Here is a 17,443-nt window from a genome sequence, read left to right as displayed (position 1 = left end):
GGCTTAAAGCCTCGGATCAATCTCCCGCTCCTGCGCAGCCTCAAACAGCAGACTTGCCGCAATCTCTTTGTACGCCTCATGATCAGGAGAAATTTGTTCAAAAGGCACTGCCAGCATTTGCATGCCAAGCCGGTATTCATTGAGCGACGTTCGCAGCTTGGATAGGATATTTTTTTGTTTGAGCAGCTTGCGGTATTTATAAGGAAACTTATAGTCATAGCCGTAGATGATCGATAAATAATCGGCGTTCCGCACCTTCATATAAGGGACGGTTTTCCCATTCCACAGCTCCGGTTTGATCACGACCCCTTCCATATGGTTTTCCAGCGTAAGTTTGGAGAAGTATCGATCAGCCTTCTCGAGACAGTCCGGCTCATGAAGATCCAGTTCAAGCATCTCGTCCTCCGACACAAAGCCGTACATCTCGGAAGTGCTCCATTGCGGAGTTGCTTCCTGTCCGTCTTCATAGATGATTTTCAGGACAGCAAACGGTTTATAGGCCATGGTTTCGTCTTGCGCATACAGCTCTAACTGCCTTCTGTACGTTTGATAAGCCTGCATATGTTCCGATAAAGGGACATAGTTTTCGCGAATGTCATGGACGTACTTATAATTTTGATACACATGCGGACCGTACTTGTCGCTTAAAGCGGACTTCGCCGTATGATGCTGATCTTTTTCAAACCCGCTCGCTTCATAATGGGAGATGAGCTTATGATAGGCTTCTTCAAACCCATTTTCTTGCAGGAACGCAAGCTCTGTCTCCAATGCTTTCTCAATAGGCTGGAACTGTCTTGCGATCAATCCTTCGCCCAGCGCCTTCCAAGGAAGAAGCTCTCCATCGAGAACTAGCATTGTTATCTTCTGTTCCTCCATATAGCTCCCGAACTTGCTCAGCAGATGGCCGTAAATCTCAGATAAATCGACTTGGCTGATCTTATATCCGTTGCGGCTGACACCGAAGCTGCGCTCCATATCCTTGTGCAAATAAATATTGCACCTTGAACCCATATATTTGGGCTGCAAAACCACATGTCCGACTCCGCGCTCTCTGAAATAATCCAAACCGCGCTGTAAAGACTCCAGCTCATTCGTCTCCCCGTTCTTGTCCGCCGGGGACATCGTTCCTGAGATAAAATTGATTTTGTTTCTGGAGCAGTAATGAAGTCTGCGGAGGTCATCTTCGCCAAGATCACGAATCGCTACCTTCCGCTCTTCCTTGAATAAGGTATGCAGCTCCTCGGCAATGACGGAATGATGAGACTTATGTGATTTCATAAAAGGCTTGTACGTAATAATGACAGAGGTCAGCAGATTGCCGTGTACGCAGCCGGTATCCAGATGAATTTTGTTCCCTATTCGAAATGGCTGCTTGGCCGCTATGTGGCCGAACACATGGTACGGATGATTTTTCACCGCCTCTTCCCGGAGAAAAGCAAGCTGCCCCTCCAGCGGCGTCTCCCGGTCAATCCGAAAATTTCGCTGATGCCGGGAGGAATTCGGATCGAGCTTCCCGATATATTTGTTCCGGCATGGAGCATGCGTAACGTAGAAGGACGACCCCTTCGCCCCTATATAGCGATAAAATGGCTTCGACACCGATACCAGATGCTGGAACTTCTCCTGCAGTTCCGCATCGTTTACTAAGACCTGGGATGAATCAAAATACGTATGTAGCAGTTCTTGATCGACACCGTTGATGTCGCCCTTGATATATTTGTCGACGAAGTTTTCGTGGTTGCCGAGGACCAGGTACATATGCTCCCGGTTATCATACAGAAACTGAATGATACCCTTCGTTTGCTTCCCTTTGTCCAGCCAATCCCCTACCAAAATAATCTTCGTTTGCTTCAGCTTTTCCGTCACAACCAGCTTACCCTCATTCAGCTTATACCCATGGTCCAGCAACAGCCCCTTCAAATCGTCCACACATTCATGAACGTCTCCGATAATGATGTACTGCTGGTCCTGAGGGAGAATAGTCGCTAAATAAGCATCCAGATCCTCGATGATCACCCTGTATTCCGGATTTGACCGTCCCTCTTGGGTTTCGTAAAAGTCCTTTGCGCGCACTCTATGGATCTTGCCATAATCCTCGCGTGCCAGCGAGCCCAGGACATCCTTCTTCATCCGGTTGATATGGCTGGTAATCAGCTTCTTCGAACGCTCCGATGCATAGTAATCGTCCCGTTTGCGATAGTCGAAGATAATGACTTCCAGGTTGTAGTTGTTCTGAGACGCGATTTCCTTCACCTTGGCCCGGAAATCCTCGGACAGCCCCGTTGTATCGACGACCACAAACTCGGCATTAATCGGAAACGACGTCGCCATCCTTAGTCTTTCAAATAACAGATGGAAAGCTTGTTCGCTGGCCTCAAGCATAATTTGATCGTACTTATCGTATTCATATCCGAGTATCTCTTGACGAATCTGGTCGGAAGACAAATATTGGACATTCATTCTGACGTTTCTGCCGAAATCTTCGTAACGAAGCCCGGGAATCAACACTTCCTTGGCAAACGTCGTTTTGCCGCATTCGGTGGACCCGATCAGCATGAAAATCGTGTGAACCTTGGTTTGGATATTCACGAATCAGGCCCCCCTTCTCTTCAAAATGACGCCTTGTGTTGTCTGGATATTGTTCACGCCGTCTCCGACAGCGACAAATTCTGCTTGCAAATTCGTTTCCTTAATCACATCACTCATCCACTGCTGAAAGGAGTGTTCGCCCATCTCCCATTTATGATCGACGTGCCGGAAATCATCCAGCTCGTAGTAACGGTTAAAATCGGCATTGGGCGTCGTAATGATGAATTTATCGAAGTCAACATGCGCGCAGATTTGACCGATCAGTTGCCTTGCCTCATCCTGGCTCATATGTTCGATCACTTCGGTCAATATCACATCAACCAGCTCCCCATTGTAGCTTTCCAGGAAACGATCTATCGATTCGAAGGTAATGATATTTTCGAGTTCTTTGGCTTCCGCTTTACGCTTCACCTTGGCCAGCAATTCCTCATTGATGTCGATCGCATAGTAGTTTCCTTCGATTTTCCCGGCAAAGGGAAGCGCATAAAATCCCTCTCCGCAGCCTACGTCCAGGATGGACTTATCGAAAGCCAGGGCGCCTCCGATATAATTTCTCCGCTGCAGCCCTGTCCCCCCATAAGCAAACTGAATATGATATCGTTCCGTTCGTTCAAGCTCACCCTTGTACTTGTGAAACCGATCTCGCGAAGACAGGAAATTCCGTACAAACAAGCTGCGAATGTAGAACGGTGCGTCAATGACATTCATGCTCTTAATATACTTATCCAGGATACTGTCCGAGATATCCATATATTCGTTGCCGAATATTGAGAGAAATAAGCATAATACGCTTACGACATGAAGCAGATGGTACAGGCTTTTCTTTGTCGTAACAGTAAGCGAATAACTTTTATGAGCCTGATGGGAAATTTCGAAGGAAACATCCTTCAGGTGCTTCTCAAAAAACTCGATATATCGCAGCAGCTCAATATGTATCATATTAATGAAAAAAGTATGCTCATATCCGTCCACATCCCTCTCATCCTGAGCCTTAAGGGTTGCGGAGAAAAATTCATTAATCGCATTGAGCGGAAATAAAGGCGTATTGTACCTGGATACATTCAGATATTCGAAGTTTTCCTGCTCATGCTGCTTATAGGAGATGTCATTGTCCGCATCTTTAAAGTACACATTATAGATCTGCTCATCGGTGTACCAGCCATAGGTCATTCCCTTGCGGATTGAGCGAAGCATCATGCCGGAACCCGGATTTTTCTTGATGAGAAACGAGAACTGAGGATTGGTGGATCTAAGTTGAACAATTGCCATAGCCATCTACTCCTAACCTATTTATAAATTCTATCTTAGCTAAGACATCTGCAAACGAACATGGCATAAGTATTACGAAGCCAAACAAGTTGTCATTCCTTCAACTGCTCCAAAATATGCGGATCTTTGATCTTGGTATCTTGGGCCAACATCACGATTTTGGATAAAATCTCGGATGTTTTCGGGTCCTCATCCATAAACGGAAGGAACAGTTTCCCCCTATGCTGGGAATGAACCGGTAGGATATACAAGGTGCCTGCGGCATGCTTCTGAACGGTTCCGCTTCCGAGATGTACGCCATATTCTCCGAGTGATCCTGCAATTCGGGCAAAGTTGCCTTCGAGCTGTACATTGGAAATCTTCATCAGTCTCAAGGATTCAGTGATGATCACCTTCCGAAGCTCGATTGTGGTGAGGCTCGCTTCCGGATCGACTCCGCCCACATGAGCCGTGCTCACAACCAGATCCACATCCCGCATAATTTCGGAGAAAATAATGCCGGGAATAAGGCTCAATTCAAGCGGCTTATAGCTTTTTCGGTCGATAAACGACACGGTTTCGAGCGTTGGCGCTTCAATATCCGACGGTGAGAACCAGTCCGCCAGGGCATACACTTGAGCAATAATATTTTCCTTATGGTAGACCTTCTGCAATCCTTCCTCATAGCTAACGGTCCAATGCCGGGCTTTCAGCAGCGCAACCGCCCGCTTCGGCTGTATCTGGTGGCCTGCGTATCGTCTTGAAATCGAACCGCTCTCCAGCTCATCTTGATTAGGAAGGTACAGTTCTCTGAATACTTGTTTAAACGGCTGCTTCTGCTCACGATCGAACAGCACCCTCTGGTACAGGCTCCATTCCCCACTTCGATACAGATGGAGCGGGTGTGCGATTAGAATAACATCCTCACTGGACAATGGATGCGATTCACCCGTCGCGCTGACCAAGCGGCCGTCTTCAAAGAACCCAAGCCTTGATCCTGCTTGAAAAACAAGCGTCCGAAGAATAGGAGCAATGGTCGGATTTTTCATCAAATTGTTAAGCTCCAGATCCGTGAAAGCACTTTCCGATTCCATACATTTCTCGAATTCGCTTCGCGCCCGTTTGTATTGATCTCGGAGGCTTGCGACCGTTTCTTTCAAAGATAGGACGTAGGGATGTTTGTTGAGCTTGGACGGCAAGGACTTGAGTATTTTGCCTTGCTTCGCCGCCTCAATATCGGCCCGACCGGTTTCGTCGATGGTGATCTTTACCTCTATCCCTTCGATCGCCATCGATCCGAGCTGCGGCAGAATCTCATCTAGTTTTCGCGCCTCCATATCCCACTTGAGCCGAATCACATCCTGATATCCCGCATTCCGGGATAAATTATCCAGAGCAATGGCCGCGGCTTTCGCTTCACTGGCGCTGCGCTGTGCTCCGAATTTTTTGCTCTCTTTGAGAAATTGCTGAATACATTCGTATCTTTCGAGCACATCCCGAGCGCGATCTTCACCAAGCGGTATCAGGCTGTAGCTGAGCAGATGATCTTTATTCCGCTTGGTCTCCACGGAAGCCCGGATTTCGCTGAGGTCCAGCTTTCCGAGAACGGCATCTGCAAATAATTGCGACCTGCGATGATTTGCTCCTGCGGAAATATATTTGGCGCATTGATATAGAACATTAAATCGCTTCTCACCCAATTCTTTATAAGAGTCCTTGAACCAATGGACATCGAATGCCCCATCGTTGAAATCGGCAGGCGAGATCGGCGAATAATGGGCGACAATCGTTTCTTTCTCCGCCGAGAAGTGTTCATTGACATGGGCATGGAAATACCACGCGGCGCTTCGTAATCCATTCCATTGCAAATACTCTGAAATAATCTCAAGCCATTGCGGAGCATACATGGCTGCCTCCAGCAGCCTTTTCTCGGAAATACGTTTCCCCTTCAGCATCTCGCCAAGCTTCTGCGCATCGTCGCCCTCTTTCGGATGACAGACGCGAAGAAGATGACTGAGCGTTTCCTTCTTGGTCCGATTGGCATATATATAACCGCGCGTGAAAGATTCCTGGTCGAGCCCCGCCAATATGGCTATGAAATATTCCATGCCCTCATAGTAGCGAATACTCGTCGCGAGGCTCGAGACGTCTGTCGGCAAGTCCCCACGATTAAGCTCTAGTTCGAGAATGACAGAGAGCACATTTGCTTTAAACCGCTTCATGATCGGGTACTGCTTAAGGAAATCCTCCTTTTTGCCGGTGAGCGTGCCTATATGCCTTCCGCTTCTCCTGCGGGTCATAAGCTCTCTGTAAAGGTCATCGTCATCGATAAGCCCCAACTCCCGAGCTCTGACAAATTCTTCAAGCCCCGGATTCATTTCCTCATAGTAAGTAAGCTTATCTAAATTCAACTTCATCGCGAAATACTCAAGAAACGATTGATCGTCGTGAACCGTACTATCCAACCAGTAAATCCATGGCGCAGCTAAGATAGACCATGCCTGTGAGTTTTCCTCCAGCTCCAGCTTCTGCAAGGCATCCATCACCTTGTTTAAAATTTGGCTGAATGTGGCGAACCGCTCTGGCATGTCGCTATCATCCACGTAAACCAATACGATTTGCTGAACTTGCTGGAGGTAGGGTAACTCCGGCAGCCATTCATAGAAGGCGCGGATCGCTTCCATCGGATACTGTTCCGACAGAAATGTTTTTCCCCAGGTTCCCAATGGCTTATATTGCTGAGCTTCCCAGTGTGTCAGCTTGTTCGTCTCATATTTATAGAAGGAGTCGGCAAAGAAATAAAAAGCGATCTGACTGAGTTCCTGTGGCGTAATGCCACTCTCGTGCAAGTAATGTTCCCACACTTCTGCAAGCGGATAGCCTTCCAAATGCGTTGTTTCATCATCTTGTTTTCGGTAGCCCTTCAATCGTTCAAGACGAGCTCCAAGCAAATAGCTCTCCTTATAGCCAGTAAACCTCTCGGCCGTATATTCATAATCGCGATGAGCATGAATTAACTCCGACAATCTTTGAAGGAATCCCTTGAGTTTTACGAACGGCATCCCCAACAGGTCTTTGACGAGAACATCAGGATAGTCGGGCAGCTTGTGGAGTTTTTTGGCCTTATGAGGATTGAATAAATCAAACCCATTGTGGAGCCCTTTTGTCTGCTGCTGCTGCAAGCGCTCCATCAAGAGACGTTCTTTGTCCGAAGGCTCCTTGATCGATGCCATATGATGCTTCATCTGTTCAAAATGGTTGACTTGCTCCCGATCCTCCTTCAGCTCGCAAAGCATTTCTAGGGCGCCGAGACGCTGCAGCTCGAACGTGCTCTTCAGAAGGACTTCCATAGTTTGCTCCAGTTGCTCATGATCCTGTTTAAGCAAAATCTTGATGACGTTTTGTCTAAGCGCGCCTGTCTTAAGCTTCAACAGATTTTGGACCTTCTCCACATCCCGCGGAGCAAGTGTCATTCTTTCAATTCTTGCCAAAGCCATTTCACGGTTGGAAACGCTTTTATCAGATAATGAATCGAAAATAAACTGCCTTTGTACCGGATTGGCAACATCGCTCGTAAATGTCTGAATCAATGCGCGGCGCAGGTCGGGAGTAACCCGGTCCTTCAGTTCAATTATCTGCGCAATATAATCCGGGTCTAAGTCGTACGCGGCGAGATAAAGCATTTTATGGGCGATGGCATCCGTGCTGTGGGAGTATGTCATCCAATCAAAGACTCTCGACGTTTCCGCTATCTCCAGCTTCGGCAGTTGGAGTAGCATCGTTTTGAACAGTTCAAACTGCCGCCCCCGCTCCTCTTTCCTTTCCAGCATAGGAATGCGTTCGATGACTGGCTTATGTGGCAGACCTTCATCCTCCAGGTACCCTCTCCAAGCGGTTGACCATCTGTACACATAGTTGGCAATAACAAGTGACTGAAGCTCCATGGTCGATTGCGCCAGATAAGAAACGGATAGAGAAAACCGAAGTGTATTGTTCTGGCTTTGCGTCAAAAAATACTGAGCAGCGATTTGTTGGTAGACGGCCCCCTGCTCCATAATCCCACGGATAAGGCTCGGGAGACGTTCCTCCTCTCTGACGGCAGTAGCCCATAAGGAGAAATAGAGCTTATGTACATCTTGACTTCCCGCCCACTCCAGGCATACCTTCTCATCGTTTAAACACTCATAAGCATACGCGATGCATTGCTTAGCCACTCTAGAGTTGGCCGCTTCAAGTCCCAGCCCGGTCCATACATCCAGCGATCGAATAACCGAACTGTACCTAATGAAATCATGGTCGATAATGACCTTTAATAAAGCGGTAAACGCTTCAATCGTGCCTTCGTCCATAGTTTCAACAATGCTCTGACGCAAGCCCTCCTGCAGCCGCGCCGCGACCAGCATCTGACCCAACATTTGATGAGCTTCGGCTTGATGGCTTAAGAACATCCCTCGGATCATAGCTTTGCTGAGAAGGGCTGTGTTGTTATCGCCAAATAAGATCTCTTTCAGAGCATCAAACACCTGGCAGTTGTTTCGGTCAAGCTCAAAGGCAATCATATAGGAAACTATGGATCTGTCACTTAGGTCAACAGGTGTCGTCAGGTACTCCATCAACGAAAAGCTGGTTTTGGACAAATCGTAGAGCGCGAAAAGCTTGCGTATCATATGCTGAGTATGAACACGAGAATTGTTAGTCCGAAATGGCCGACGTATATAACCGACAGCATAAGGATACTCGGTTATATGTGAAGTTAAATACCGCATGATTTCAGCGGAATACTCTCCGGCCACTTGCTCGGTGATGGGAATGAAAGGAGCAAAATAAGCCTCCTTCTTGTCTTGCGCATATATTTGGTCAAGGAGTCCGCCGATCTCCGAATGAATCAATTGTCTTTCTTGATACTCTTTATCCAAATTTTCCAATATGAGTTGCTCCAAGCGGTTGGTTGCCTCATCATTTGGTTGAGTAATTAGCATTTAGGTCCCCTCCATTACCATTGTCGGCCAGCTAACATTGTAAATTTAATAAATGCTATATCGTCCCCGCCTCGAAGGTCTATCCTGGCATCCAGCTCTGAAACCTCCTCATCGCGCACGAACACCCGGTACAAACCATCCTCAAAGGCTAGGAGAGCCGTTTGGATGGCGTCTCTATCGTTAGCCTGACGTTCATCGTACCGGGTTCCGAAACCAATCTTGCCTTCGGCTCCTCGAGAAGCCATTTCGTCCGCGGTTAGAAAGTGAACAAGCTGACTGTCCTCAGCCCGTTCGTTGTACAAACCGACATGATAAACAACGATTTCCTCAATCAGCTCTTTGAGGGTATTTGGTCTTGTAGAAAGGACGTATTCCTTTTTCGTTAAAAATGGCCTCCGCTTGCCCACACTTTTTACGGTAAAATAAATGTTCATAGCAACTCCTTTTCTTCCTAAGTACGCATTAACTTGAAAATAAAGGATTTATTTCCCCATAATAGCACGCCTATCGCTTACCTGAGTAGTATTTTTTGGAAATGACCCTCCTTGATGGCAGCCATCCCCCTGTTGCAATCCAAAACCTCCTGTGTTAAGATTCCACTAACGTTTAACGACAGGAGATGAAGAGGATAATGTAATATTTTTTGCCACTTGTTAAAGAATAGAGCAATATTTGCTGTTGTATTCTTTATGGGCAAGAGAGTTACCTTATTCTTTTCACTCATCGCATATATCGGCTTCCTCCCCTGCATCCGGGGGCGGATTTGCTGTATGTTTTTGAGCTGTAAGAAAGGTAAACTTTCTTGCGGCTCTTTTTTTATTGGAATTAAGGAGGTTATAGATCATGTCATTAATCAAAGTAACGGATCTGACGTTTGCTTATGACGGCAGCTACGATAACATCTTCGAGCATGTCAGCTTTCAGCTGGATACGAATTGGAAGTTAGGCTTTACGGGGAGAAACGGCCGGGGCAAAACGACCTTCCTTCATCTGCTGCTCGGCAAATACGAATACGGCGGGACAATTTCGACCGACGTTGATTTCGATTATTTCCCTTATCAAGTGGAGCACAAGGAGCACCATACTATCGATATCGTCGCTGAGATCGTCCTGGATTTCGAGCATTGGCAGCTGCTGCGCGAGCTTTCGCTGCTTAAGGTGTCGGAGGACGTGTTATATCGGCCATTCGCCTCGCTGTCCAACGGAGAACAAACGAAGGTGCTGCTGGCAGCCTTGTTTTTGAAGGAAAACCACTTTTTGCTTATCGACGAGCCAACCAACCACCTGGACGTGCATGCTCGGAAGCTGGTCAGCGATTATTTGAAGAGCAAGCGTGGATTTATTCTGGTGTCGCACGACCGGGCGTTTCTGGACAACTGCGTGGACCACATCCTGTCCATCAACAAGACGGATATCGACATTCAGAGAGGAAATTTTACGGACTGGTGGGAGAACAAGCAGCGGCAGGATAACCGGGAAATGGCCGAAAACGAGAAGCTGAAGAAAGACATCAAGCGGTTGTCCGAAGCGGCCAAGCGGACGAGCAATTGGTCGGACGAAGTGGAACAAACCAAAAACGGCACCCGCAATTCCGGCTCGAAGGTCGATAAAGGATACATCGGTCATAAGGCGGCTAAAATGATGAAGCGATCCAAGTCGATCGAGCAAAGGCAGCAATCCGCAATCGAGGACCGCTCTCAGCTGCTTAAAAATATAGAAAGCTCGGATAGCCTGAAAATAGCTCAGCTGACCTATCACAAGCATCAGCTTGTGGAGCTTGACCGCGTTTCGATTCATTACGGCGACAAGCAGGTTTGCCGCGACGTCAGCTTTGCGATCGAGCAAGGTGACCGCATCGCGCTTGCCGGGCCGAACGGCTCCGGCAAATCCAGCCTGCTCAAGCTGATATGCGGCGAGGACATCCCTTACTCCGGCGCGCTGCGGATCGGGAGCCAGCTCAGCATTTCCTACGTCTCGCAGGACACCTCGCACTTGCGGGGCAGCTTGTCGGATTTCGCCCGCAGCGGCGGAATTGATGAAAGTCTGTTTAAAGCGATATTGCGCAAGCTCGACTTCTCACGTTTGCAATTCGAGAAGGACATCGCCTCTTACAGCGGCGGCCAGAAGAAAAAGGTGCTGATCGCCAAAAGCCTCTGCGACCGGACTCACCTGCATGTGTGGGACGAACCGCTGAACTTTATCGACGTCATCTCTCGCATGCAGATCGAGGAGCTGCTGCTGGAGCATGCTCCGACCATCCTGTTCGTTGAGCATGACAGCGAGTTCTGCAAGCATATCGCGACCAAGGCTGTGGAGTTGAGCGGCTAGAGGGCTGGGTAATGGTTGCAAAAAAGACGCCGAATTACTCAGCGTCTTGAACGAACGACGACCGCTGTTCCAGACAGCGGTCGCCTTTTGTTATGGAGTCCCTACTAAAGTGATATGCACTTGATCACTAGTCGCTTTGCCTGGTGTTGTAGCTGTAAGTGTTAGCTGATCTCCTGGTTTGAAATATCTGGTAGAGTAGGACAGTTGGTAGTCTCCCTGCTCATCGGCCACTATCGTTTCAAAGAAAAGCCGGGTATTATTTTTCAGTATTAAGATAGCACCTGGTTCAGCTTTCCCTTTGAAAATGGGCAGCCCTGACTCCTCTTCAACAATAGTGGGTACAGCGGTTTGTCCGCTGACTGGCTGAACGACTAGGGTGATCGGGTCGCTTGTCTTCTTGCCAAAGACTTGTGCTGTAAGCTGCACTTCTTCTCCTGGAACAAGCATCGGCGAGTAAGGATTTACAATGCCTTTCATATTAAATTTGTTACCCCATGAATAGTTGGAATAGATATAGGAACCAGCCAGCTTATTCAACAGAATATATCCTGACTTTTCGCCTGCATCTACTGTTCCGCTGAGATTGAAGGCATTCGAGTAAACCGCTCCTGTTACAACAGGCGTAGCTGTTTGCTCTGCCGCTTCCACCACAACCTGAACTGGAGCACTTGACGCCTTGCCTAATGTTGTAGCGATTATAGTTAACTTCTCTCCGACTGGCAGCACGTTACTTTCAAAATAATTGGCTTCGAAATACCCGTTATACGAAGAAGCCGTCTCAATCCTTGCTACTTGATCTCGGAAAATTCGAACGCTCGCCCCAGGCTCCGCGTAACCGGAGATCGTGGCCTCATTACTCGTCACTATGGTCGGTGCAGCTGTCTCCCCCATAATCGGTTGAACCACAACCTGGACTGGCAAGCTCTCCTTCTTCCCGTATACACGAGCTGATAGAAACAGTACTTCTCCTGCGGTTATCGGAGGGTATATCTGCCACACTTCGTTCATGTAATACGTGCCATCCTCTTCAATACCGGTAATACTGACTATTTCTCCACTCTGCTTGCTCAAGATTACACGGTCCCATTGCTGGCCCATCGGCTTCTCCGTTTGACCAGTCAGGCTTAAACCATTGAAGTACACAGAACCCGATACAGTAGGAATTTGCGTAATTGGAGCACCTTCAATTGTTACTGTTACGGGTTCGCTCATCCTTTTTCCAATGTTCGTCGCGGTGATGCTCACTCGGTCTCCAGCTGTAACCCAACCAGCAGAGCTGAATACAAAAGTGCCATCAATTGCTTTAACAAAATGGATATAACCTGAAGCTTCGACGGTTATGCGTACGAGAGCACCAAAGGGAGCCCGGCCGCGAATAACCTCATCATTAACAAGTTCAGTCATTACAGGATCCGTCTGTCCGGCATCAGGCTGCACAATAAAAGAAATGGACTCACTAGTCTTCTTTCCTGGCGCCTTAGCAGTCAGAACCACTTCCCGGCCCAATTCAAACCCTTTGAAATAATCCGAAAAGGACGAGAAGCTGAATTGACCGTTAGTTTCCACGTTCGTGTAGGCTAAATGGGTTCCATCTTTCCACGTTAACCTTACCTCTGTAAAACCGTCAGACGTACTAGGTTCAGCGGTACCGCTAAACATATAACCGCTCGTATAGATGGCGCCTGTGACAGAAGGCAGGGCTGTTTGCGGCATCGCTTGAACCGTAAGATAGACGGCATCGCTCACGGTTTTGCCGATAACAGACGCGGTCAGTTCAACTTTGGTCCCTATTTCGGCCGTCCAAGGAGTATACAAGCTAAAATCTCCGTTGCTGTCGGCTTTTGTGCTGCTACGGTAATTATCTTTGTATTTCAGCATGACCACGGCTCCCGGGGCCGTCTTGCCGTGAATAAGACTTTGAAGTTCGTAAACATCTCCTGTAACAGTCGGCTTCTCCAGCTTATCAGTCGTGGCCAGTACTTTAAAGCTTACAGGTTCGCTAGGCATCTTGCCTGTAACCCTAGCCGTCAGCAGCAGTTCTTCCCCTGCAACAAGTGTGCGTTGGAAATACTGGTCCTGATTCCATTCAAGTTGGAAGGCTCCGTCCTTGGTCACTTCCGTCGTGGAGGCTACGTAGGCGCCGCTGGTCGTCGTCAGTTCTATTTTGGTATATCCAAAATCAATCGAAGTGGTCTCAGATACGCCGCTGATCCTCCAACCATTCGTATATACGATACCAGTCACCGAACTGAGCGCAGTTTTCGGCGAAGACTGAATCGTCACATACACGGCCTCGCTCACCGTCTTACCTATGGCAACCGACGTCAGCGAAAGCTTCGTGCCAGCCGAATAGCTTCCGTTCGTACTGAAGATAAAGGAGCCGTCTATCTCGCTGGCTGTGGTTGTAGTTACATAGGCGCTGTCCCCTATTCTCAGCGTGATCTGCGCTCCAGGTTCCGTATAACCTCGCAGATTGCTCAGCTCATAGACATCCTCCACGACAGGAACGGGGGTCGAGACGCTTGGCAGCTGTACAGTAAACTTGAAAGGCTCACTTGTATGCATACCATCGACATTCGCTGTCAACTGCACCTGATCCCCAGCCCGCAGAGTAGTATAACGGTTAAATTCACTCCAAACAAAGCTACCGTCTCCTTGAACATAGCGAAAGCCCAGATATGCCGAGTCTTTCCCCCTCAACTCAAGAGACCCGCTTTGGTTGCCGTTTATCTGAACTTGCCCCTGCAGTTTCCAGCCGTTGGTGTATACCGCTCCGGTTACAGAAGAGATAACGGCCTTCGGAGCGGACTGTATGACGAGCGTCAACCCTTCGCTGGTCGCTTTACCGAAGGTAGTGGCCTTCAAAGTAATCGTCTTGCCTACAGTGAAGTTGCCCGCAGAAAATGTAAAGGAGCCGTCTACAGAAGAGGCTTGGGTATAGCTGGGATTAATAGAGCCGTACACATACAAAACAACGGTTGATCCAGGCTCCGCTTTTCCTTGAAGCTGTCCTCTATCATACACGTTACCGGTCACCGTCGGCCTGGTCGTTTGCCCAACAGTTGTCTGTACAAAAATACGTTCCGGATCACTAGGGCTATCGTTCCCATACCTTGCGGTCAGGTATAGCTCTTCCCCTACTTGCAGATGAGACGAGTAGCGTTCGAACTCATTTGTCATCGAAAAATGGCCGTTATAGCCGCTATAAGCGTAGGCGAGAAAGGTTCCGTCCTTCTTGTACAGTTGAACAGACGCATCTGGTTCAGCCGTCCCGCTAAGCTTCCAGCCATAAGTATACACAGCCCCGCTTACCACCGGAGTCGCCGTCTTCCGCTGTCCCGGCACAGCGCTTATCTCTTGGGACAAGTAGCTTTGACCGCCGTGAACGGCAGCAACCTTAAAGTAGTAGGTTTGGCCATTTTTAAGACCCCGAACAGTGTAAGTCGTATCCGTTACCGTAGCTGGCGCAAACGAGTACCAGCCGCTCGTAGTCGAGCTATAGACCTGGTAGGTCACGTTGGAGCCGACCGCATCCCAAGACAATGTGACCTGTTCGTTCCCCGGTTCCGCTTTGACAACCGGCGCCTTCGGCAGCTCATTCACATAGTCTACGGTTACAGCAGTTGTGGAGGAGATGTTTTTATAATGAGCGGTTACCACAGCTGTTCCATTGCCTACGGGTGTTAGCAGACCTGCTGCGCTAACTTTGGCCACGGAAGGATTGCTGCTTGAAAATACAGCTTCGTCCGTAACGCGTAGAACCGACTCATTCGAATAATGAGCAAAAACTTCAAGCTGGCGGGAATCCCCGTACACTTGGAATATAATATTGTACGGCTCGATACTTAGCCTAATTGGCGCGAGTTGACCTTGAGCTAATACGGTCACCTTTAATTCCTTGCTTATCTCACGGCCGTTCTTGGATAGTACTGCCGTCAATGTGACAACCGCATCCCCCGAGCCGTTGGCCGGACGTGTGATTTTGCCATCTACAGCTACTGTTGCTGTATCCGAGCTCAACCACCAGATGTCGACACCTCTCGCAGCATCCTTTGCTGGCAGCCCTAAGGTCTGGGTAACGGTCAGAAGCGTATCTCCATCAGCCAAACCGATGGAAAGCTCCTGAGACGACTCCTCCAGCGCAAAGGTAGTAATGCGTGCCTTCGCTACAGCCAGCTTAGTTGAATATCCAACCAATTCCTCCGCATTCGTCCCGACCGTGATGGCATTGAATGCAAGCGTGTCGGCTGCGGCAATACGTGCATCCACCTCTGCCGAATAACTATTGAAGTCAGGGATCGCTGCAATAGCTGCTTCAGCCAGTTCCTTGAGCTTCTCAATCAATGTTTCGGCGGCTTGAACGATAATACCCGGGTCGCGGTTGATTTTGATTCTGCCAATAACCGTCGGATCCCCCTCCAGCTTAATGCTGGCCTTCAAGTGAACCGAAGCTATATTCGAATTTTTCAGGTCTAGAGTTGCCCCCTGCCCCTCTGGAGACACAGTAACAGAACCTATGCTCCCTGTGCCTTCCACAGCTATTTTCGCATTAGGAGCTACGATGTTCACATCCGTTAAACTCGTTCCATCAGGCGCGGATACCTTCGCATTCGCAGCCAGCTGGAGACTTGCCACAATGGTTACGGCTCCGCTCGCTTGGGGACGAGCTAAGGTGATACGGGCTCCTTCTCCCTGAACAGTAATCGGTCCCTGCAGCGTGCCTCTCAGTTCAATCTCTTGGCCTTCCGTTCCTGCACCAAGCTTGATCATGCCCAAGCTTCCTGCAGTGGATTCGATAATTGCCTTCGATTGGATGTCTGTATTGGATACATTTGCACCAGACAGCGTTTCGATCCGGACCGGATTCGATTGATTGGCCGCCGATACCCGGAGTGTCGTAATGATCGTGTTCTTTAGTTTAATAGAGTTGGAGCTGCCCGATGCCACTACGATTTGATTGGCTTTCACATTTTGCAGCGTAATTTCTCCATTGGCTCCCGGATCCAGCGTCAGCACTCCGCTGATCGCCGTTGCTTCCGCACCGTCAGCAGGACCTAATGTTCCCGATGCCGTGATCGTCAACGAATCATAGGTTCCCCCGCGATTCAGCTTCTCCAGGTCTGTCAAAGGCTTGGTCGGAGCAGCCCCGCCTCCTCCGCCACCGCCTCCAAACAAGGCTGCCGCTTTTCCCTTAAAAGTTAATCCCGTCGGCTTTCCTTTGTAAGTAAGCGAATAAACCTTATCCGCCGTCTGGGCCGTCGTTGTCAAAAGAACGGTAAAGGGATCTCCCTTCTTAAGCTCCGCCTTCTCGACCTTTAGCCCTTGATCAAACGTAAAATCAGAGGCCGACGCCGATAGAGGCTCTTTCATAAAAGTTACCTCGACAGTAACGTTGTCTGCAACCGACAACGCTTTGACAAAAGATTCTTCCTTATGTACAAGCTGTTTTGCTTTAGCGACTAGCTCTTTGCCATGAGCCTTGAACTCATAGGCCAGCCGCGCCAATGCCTGTCTTTCCGCCTGGTCCTTCGGATTAAAGGTCAGTCTGCCGTCAGGATGACTGATCCCGTTGACAAATCCGATCTGAAAGGCTAGTGAGATATGCGCACGAGCCCAGCTTGATGCATCCTGCAAGTCGGAAAGGCCTGCTGCCGGTGCCGTTTGCTTGGCTTCTTGTTCAAGTCCAAGCGCCCGAATGAAAAAGACAACCAAGTCTTCCCTGGTTACTTTTTTCCCCGGAGAGAAGGTTGTCGGCGAGGTTCCTTGAGTGATTCCTGAAGCCACCAACGCTCCCACATAACCGCGATACCAGGCATCGGGAGCCACATCCGTAAAGGCTGCCGCTTCCTCGGCCTTTTCATTAAGCCCCTGTGATAACACGATTATCTTGGCAAGCTCGGCACGGGTCATCGTTTGATTCGGCTGGAATGTTCCGTCTTCGTAGCCGTTAACGATTCCATCACGTGCCAATTCTTGTATTTCTTGCTTCGCGTAGGAATCTGCTGTATCCTTGAACTGAACTGCTTCGGCACCATCTGCCATAGCTGGCATGAGCAAACCGAACAACAGCGCAAATACAAGAACTAGGCTGACTCTTCCACGCCCTTCATGCACCTGCATGAGCTTTCCTCCCTAAAATTATGAATTTATCAATGAACAATCCTCCAGCAGCCCGCCATCTTCAGAACCTAGCAAGACTAGTGGTAATATTAGGAATTATATAGCATATGAAACTATAATTCTACAGTTTATGATAAAGATTTCCTAAATTTTTTAGATTATCTGCGCCTCATTACCTA

At 48.6% G+C, this 17,443-nt stretch carries 6 protein-coding genes; 1 reads left to right on the top strand and 5 read right to left on the bottom strand.

Annotated features, from left to right (window positions below; all coding sequences use genetic code 11):
• Positions 1 to 3: 3 nt before the first annotated feature.
• The 4 genes from BLR08_RS27865 to BLR08_RS27850 all read right to left on the bottom strand — a co-directional run bounded on the left by BLR08_RS27865 (position 4) and on the right by BLR08_RS27850 (position 9,250).
• The gene (locus BLR08_RS27865; protein WP_072337799.1) at positions 4 to 2,589 is read right to left on the bottom strand and encodes a metallophosphoesterase; all 2,586 of its coding nucleotides are present in this window, start codon (positions 2,587 to 2,589) and stop codon (positions 4 to 6) included.
• A gap of 3 nt (positions 2,590 to 2,592) precedes the next feature.
• Positions 2,593 to 3,858, bottom strand: a complete 1,266-nt coding sequence (locus tag BLR08_RS27860) for a class I SAM-dependent methyltransferase (RefSeq protein WP_072337798.1) — start codon at positions 3,856 to 3,858, stop codon at positions 2,593 to 2,595.
• A gap of 92 nt (positions 3,859 to 3,950) precedes the next feature.
• Complete coding sequence (locus BLR08_RS27855) at positions 3,951 to 8,816, bottom strand: DUF4132 domain-containing protein (protein WP_072337797.1); 4,866 nt, start codon at positions 8,814 to 8,816, stop codon at positions 3,951 to 3,953.
• A gap of 14 nt (positions 8,817 to 8,830) precedes the next feature.
• A complete protein-coding gene (locus tag BLR08_RS27850; RefSeq protein ID WP_072337796.1) occupies positions 8,831 to 9,250 on the bottom strand; it encodes a hypothetical protein in 420 nt (139 codons plus the stop codon).
• A gap of 409 nt (positions 9,251 to 9,659) precedes the next feature.
• Between BLR08_RS27850 and BLR08_RS27840 the strand changes: the two genes are divergently transcribed.
• Entirely contained in the window at positions 9,660 to 11,144 is a 1,485-nt protein-coding gene (locus BLR08_RS27840; RefSeq protein WP_072337794.1) for an Lsa family ABC-F type ribosomal protection protein, read from the top strand.
• A gap of 90 nt (positions 11,145 to 11,234) precedes the next feature.
• Here the strand turns inward: BLR08_RS27840 and BLR08_RS27835 are convergent, their stop codons facing one another.
• Entirely contained in the window at positions 11,235 to 17,264 is a 6,030-nt protein-coding gene (locus tag BLR08_RS27835; protein ID WP_072337793.1) for an S-layer homology domain-containing protein, read from the bottom strand.
• Positions 17,265 to 17,443: the final 179 nt, after the last annotated feature.

This window comes from Paenibacillus sp. cl123 (assembly GCF_900101595.1).
GTDB lineage: Bacteria > Bacillota > Bacilli > Paenibacillales > NBRC-103111 > Paenibacillus_G.
The sequence above is the reverse complement of the archived record's forward strand: the minus strand, read 5'-3'. Positions and strand labels throughout refer to the sequence as shown.